This window comes from Streptomyces sp. NPDC059567, from assembly GCF_042735655.1.
Classification (GTDB): Bacteria; Actinomycetota; Actinomycetes; order Streptomycetales; family Streptomycetaceae; genus Streptomyces.
In genome coordinates, this window is the sequence record NZ_JBHWBS010000193.1 from 1 (window position 1) to 4,308 (window position 4,308).

Sequence of the window (4,308 nt, forward strand, 5' to 3'; positions counted from 1 at the left end):
GACCTGCTCGTCGGTCACCGGCTCGTCGGTGAAGGTGTTGGCGGTGCGGGCCTCACGGAAAAGGAGGTCCTGGGCGGCGGGGTCAAGAGCGAGGGGGGACGTGGTCATGACCGGCTCCATCCGTTCAGCGTCGACAATTTCAACGTTGAGATAAAAACACCGATGCTCGGTCAACGTCAAGTGAGTCAACGTTGAGATATTCTTGGAGTGAGGCAGGAACAACCGAGGAGGACACTTCATGGGCGACGTGGAGCGGGACGGAGCGGACGCCGACGCCGTGGACGGCATCATCGGGCAGTGGGTCGAGGAGCGCCCCGACCTGACCGAGGCGCTCTGGCCCGTGGAGGTGCTCGGCCGGCTCCAGCGTCTCGGCGTGGTGCTGGAGAAGGAGTTCCGCGCCTTCGCCGCCGAACGCAACCTGGAACTGGGCGAGTTCGACGTCCTCAGCACCCTGCAGCGGTCGGGTCCTCCGTATGAACTGACCGCCGGGGTCTTCCGCAAGGCGTCCATGGTCACCTCCGGGGCGATCACCAACCGCATCGACCGCATGGAGGCCAAGGGGCTCGTCGAGCGCATCCGGGACACCGAGGACCGCCGCTCGGTGAAGATCCGTCTCACCGAACGCGGCCACGAGATCACCCGCGCCTACATGAAGGACCACCTCCTCAACGAGGCCCGCATGTTGGAGCTCTTCGACCGGGAGGAGTGCGACGAGCTGGCGGGGAAGCTGAGGCGCCTGCTGCTCGCACTCGGGGACACGTCGATCGGCTGACGGCCGCGGCCCACCGGTCTCCTGATGCCGGTTGAATGGGCGGTGTGACGACGAACGATGTGGGAGGGCGGGCCATGAAACGAGAAGGCCGACGACGTGGGCCTCTGGTGGCGGGCGCGGTGATCGTGGCGATCGCCCTGGCGGCGGTCGGGCTCTATTGGTTCCAGCCCTGGAAGCTGTGGCAGGACGAGACCGTGCGCGAAGCGCTCCCGACGGCGGCCCCGGATGCGGGGGCGGGGGCTCCGTCCTCCTCCGCGTCGGAAGGGCCGCGGACGGTCGCGCGGGGGAACCTGATCAGCCACGAGCACGCGACTTCGGGCACGGTGAAGCTCATCCGTCTCCCCGACGGAACGCACACCGTGCGGCTGGAGGGCCTGGAGACCAGCAATGGCCCGGACCTGCGCGTCTGGCTGACCGACGCGCCGGTCAAGGAGGGGGTGGCCGGCTGGCGTGTCTTCGACGACGGCAAGTACCTCAGCCTCGGCAAGCTGAAGGGCAACAAGGGCGACCAGAACTACGCCGTCCCGGCGGGCGTCGATCCGTCCGGCTTCAGCAGCGTCACCATCTGGTGCGACCGCTTCGACGTCTCGTTCGGAGCCGCGCGCCTGGCCTAGGGGGGTGTCCGACTGATCAGGGCCTACGCCGCCGGGTCCGCGGCCCTCATCCGCGGGCAGCGGAGTGCGGCGGCGGAGGCCGTGATCGTGATCGGTCAGGGGAATACGTGCTCGATTCCTGTCGTTTTGGCAGCTGACACGACCTTTGTCGATGCCGCGACGCCGATGGGCCGAGCGGGTCGAGCGACCCTTCGGATGGCCATGGACAGAGCCCGAAGCACCCGCCGCGCCATAGCCGCGACCTTCGTCGCCGTGCTCGCCGCGCTCGTCGGCTGTTCGGCAGCCGGGGGCGGCGGTGGCGCGGCCAGTACGTCCGTCACGTCCGGACCCGCCCCTGGCACGACGCCGGTGGTCTCCGTGCCCACCTCGCCCGCGGCGACCGTGACGCCCTCGTCGCAGGCGCCCGAGCCGGACCCCGGCAAGCGGTCCCGGAACGCCGAGATGGCCATACCGTCGATCGGGGTCCGGGAGCTGACCGTCGTGCCGTACGAGGGCACGACCGACGACCCGGCCGGGACCCGGATACAGGACCGTGGCGTGGCCGCCAGCCCGTACGGCGAGCGGGGCGGCGTCGGCCCGGGCGAGATCGGCAACTATCTCGTGACCGCCCACCGGCTCTCGGCCGGCGGGCCCATGCACGACCTGCCCGCGGTCGACGTGGGCGACAAGGTCCTCGTCACCTTCGGGGACACCGTCTACGAGTACACGATCACCGAGACGCGGACGACCTCCTTCCGCTCCGCCGCCTCCCTCGCCGAGCAGCGCGCCGCGGTTCCCGGCGAGCCCGGCGAGAAGCCCACCCGCGCCATGATCACCCTCTCCACCTGTGCCACGCCGGAGGATGACGCGGCGGGCAACTTCTGGCGGGACGCCCAGGGCAACCCCGAGCACCGCATCGACAAGATAGGCGTCCTGTCGGCGACCCGGACCGCCTAGGGCGTGTCCCCGGCACGTTCTACGCCTTGCGGTACAAGGCCGTGAGCAGTTCGATCACGCCCTGCGTCGCGGGATGCGGATCGTCCCGCCACCAGGCGAGCCGGACGGCGATCGGCTCCGCGTCCCGCACCGGCCGGTATACGACGCCGGGGCGTGCGTACTGACGGGCGGTGGCCTCCGCGGTCATGCCGACGCGGCGGCCGGTGGAGATCGCGGTGAGCCAGTCGTCGACGTCGTGCGTCTCCTCGGTCGCCGGACGTGAGTCCGCCGGCCACAGCTCCGGTGTCGTCGTGCCGGTCCGCCGCTCGATCAGCAGGGTGTGGCCGCTGAGGTCGGCGAGCCGGACCGAGCGGCGCCCGGCCAGGGGGTCGTCGGCGGCCATGGCGCACAGCCGCCGCTCCAGACCCACGATCGCCGAGTCGAACCGGCGGTCCTCCAGGGGCCTGCGCACCACCGCCAGATCGCAGGAGCCTTCGGCGAGCCCGGCGGTGGCGGAGTTGACGCGGACCAGGCTCAGCTCCGTCGCGGGGTGCGCGGCGGCCCAACGACGCTGGAAGGTCGGAGTGTGGCGACCGAGCGCCGACCAGGCGTATCCGATCCGGAGGACGTGATGACCGGAGGTGGCCTCCCGCACCAGGGCGTCCGCCTCGGCGAGCACCCGCCGCGCGTGTGCCACCACCCGCAGCCCGGTGGCCGTCGGGGTCACCGAACGGGAAGTCCGCCGCAACAGCCGTACCCCCAGGGCCCGTTCGAGGGAGGCCAGCGTCCGGGAGGCGGCGGCCTGGGAGACCCCCAGGGCGAGGGCGGCATCGGTGAAGGTCCCCTCGTCGACGATCGCGACGAGACAGCGCAGCTGCCGCAGCTCCATATCCATGACTCAAGCGTATAGATGAGATGCGGTCATGCATTTTGCGCAAGGACCTCCACCGAGCACGATCACGCCATGCACGCAGCCCACGGATCCGCGGGAGCGGTACCGGACCGGACCGCCCCGGTGACGCCCGCCCTGGTGACGCCCGACCGCCCTCCCCGCCGAACGTCCCCCGCCGGCGTGGCCGCCATGCTCGGCAGCGGCCTGTCCACCCAGATAGGCGCCGCCGCCGGCTCCCTCGCCTTTCCCGTCCTCGGCCCCGTCGGCGTCGTCGCCGTCCGCCAGTACGTCGCCGCCCTCGTCCTGCTGGCCGTCGGCCGCCCGCGGCTGCGGAGCTTCACCCGGCGGCAGTGGCGACCCGTGATCCTGCTGGCCGTCGTCTTCGGCACGATGAACCTGTCCCTCTACAGCGCCATCGACCGCATCGGCCTGGGACTGGCGGTGACCCTGGAGTTCCTCGGTCCGCTCGCCATCGCCCTGGCCGCCACCCGCCGCCGGGTGGACGCCTGTTGCGCGGTCCTCGCGACGGCCGGGGTCGTCACCCTCATGCGCCCGCAGCCCTCCACCGACTACGTCGGCATGGGCCTCGGCCTGCTGGCCGCCGTCTGCTGGGCCTCGTACATCCTGCTCAACCGCACCGTCGGCCGGAGAGTCCTGGGAGCGCAGGGCAGTGCGGCCGCGGCGCTGCTCTCGGCCCTGATGTTCCTGCCCGTCGGGATCGTCGTCGTCCTGCGCCACCCGCCGACGGCCGCGTCCCTCGCGTACGCCGTCGCCGCCGGTGTCCTCGCCTCGGCCGTCCCGTACCTCGCGGACCTCTTCACCCTGCGCCGTGTACCGGCCCCGGCCTTCGGGCTGTTCATGAGCGTCAACCCCGTCCTCGCGGCCCTCGTCGGCTTGATCGGGCTCGGGCAGAGCCTGGGCGCGCTCGACGGGGCCGCCATCGGAGCGGTCGTCGCCGCGAACGTGCTGAGCATCGCCACGGCACGTCGCTGACCGAGCCCCTCAGTCCGGACCCCTAGGGGGTGTCTTGTCGATCAGGCCGGGCTCGCGGCGTCTGGCACCGCTCCCCCAAGCTCTTCGAGCAGGGGGTACCCCCAGCCGCGTTGTCGTCGGTC

5 protein-coding genes and 1 pseudogene are annotated in these 4,308 nt (G+C 71.5%); 4 read left to right on the plus strand and 2 right to left on the minus strand.

Features of this window, described 5'->3' with window-relative positions:
• Positions 1 to 108 (minus strand): annotated as a pseudogene (locus tag ACFVZW_RS36805) (nitroreductase family protein); the annotation flags it as partial.
• Positions 109 to 238: 130 nt separating this feature from the next.
• Between ACFVZW_RS36805 and ACFVZW_RS36810 the strand changes: the two are divergent.
• The 3 genes from ACFVZW_RS36810 (at position 239) to ACFVZW_RS36820 (ending at position 2,322) form a co-directional block, all read left to right on the plus strand.
• On the plus strand, positions 239 to 772 hold the full coding sequence (locus ACFVZW_RS36810) for a MarR family winged helix-turn-helix transcriptional regulator (RefSeq protein WP_384530924.1): 534 nt from the start codon (positions 239 to 241) through the stop codon (positions 770 to 772).
• 74 nt (positions 773 to 846) lie between these two features.
• On the plus strand, positions 847 to 1,386 hold the full coding sequence (locus tag ACFVZW_RS36815) for a DM13 domain-containing protein (RefSeq protein ID WP_384530926.1): 540 nt from the start codon (positions 847 to 849) through the stop codon (positions 1,384 to 1,386).
• Positions 1,387 to 1,587: 201 nt separating this feature from the next.
• Positions 1,588 to 2,322, plus strand: coding sequence for a sortase domain-bontaining protein (locus tag ACFVZW_RS36820; protein ID WP_384530928.1), 735 nt, complete (start codon positions 1,588 to 1,590; stop codon positions 2,320 to 2,322).
• Positions 2,323 to 2,341: 19 nt separating this feature from the next.
• Here the strand turns inward: ACFVZW_RS36820 and ACFVZW_RS36825 are convergent, their stop codons facing one another.
• Positions 2,342 to 3,196 carry a LysR family transcriptional regulator gene (locus tag ACFVZW_RS36825; RefSeq protein ID WP_384530930.1) on the minus strand — a complete coding sequence of 285 codons (855 nt, stop codon included), beginning with the start codon at positions 3,194 to 3,196 and terminating at the stop codon, positions 2,342 to 2,344.
• A gap of 69 nt (positions 3,197 to 3,265) precedes the next feature.
• On the opposite strand from ACFVZW_RS36825, the gene ACFVZW_RS36830 reads away from it, so the two are divergent.
• Positions 3,266 to 4,186 (plus strand): DMT family transporter, encoded by a 921-nt coding sequence (locus ACFVZW_RS36830; protein ID WP_384530932.1) that lies wholly within the window; start codon positions 3,266 to 3,268, stop codon positions 4,184 to 4,186.
• Positions 4,187 to 4,308: the final 122 nt, after the last annotated feature.